The 432-nt window shown below is 42.1% G+C and carries 1 protein-coding gene; it reads left to right on the top strand.

Annotation, left to right across the window (positions count from 1 at the left end; all coding sequences use genetic code 11):
- Nucleotides 1–319 (top strand): GMP synthase (glutamine-hydrolyzing) (locus ES017_RS15440; protein WP_483296351.1); only part of this gene is annotated, 319 nt, incomplete at its 5' end.
- Between the last annotated feature and the right edge of the window lie 113 nt (nt 320–432).

Below are 432 nucleotides of genomic sequence, written 5' to 3'. Positions count from 1 at the left end.
GTTAGAAATCGTTCGCGAATCGGATGCCATTTTGCGTGAAGAGATAAAGAGAGCAGGGCTTGATCGTGACATTTGGCAATACTTCACTGTACTCCCTGACATTCGTAGCGTCGGGGTGATGGGAGATGCTCGCACGTATGATTATACGGTTGGCATTCGTGCTGTAACGTCGATTGATGGGATGACAGCGGATTGGGCTCGCATTCCTTGGGATGTACTTGAAGTCATTTCAACACGTGTTGTAAACGAAGTGCCCCATGTTAATCGTGTTGTTTACGATATTACAAGCAAGCCACCGGCAACAATCGAATGGGAGTAAAAGCGAACGAAAAAAAAATTATATAAAAAAATGTTCGTGATTTAACTTGACTCTACTCCGTTTCGTTGTTAGAATGTATGTGTAAAGTAAATAGAGGATACATCGTATAATCT

Source organism: Anoxybacillus sp. EFIL, from assembly GCF_013096955.1.
Lineage (GTDB): Bacteria > Bacillota > Bacilli > Bacillales > Anoxybacillaceae > Anoxybacillus > Anoxybacillus ayderensis.
This window is presented reverse-complemented; position numbering and strand designations above follow the sequence as displayed.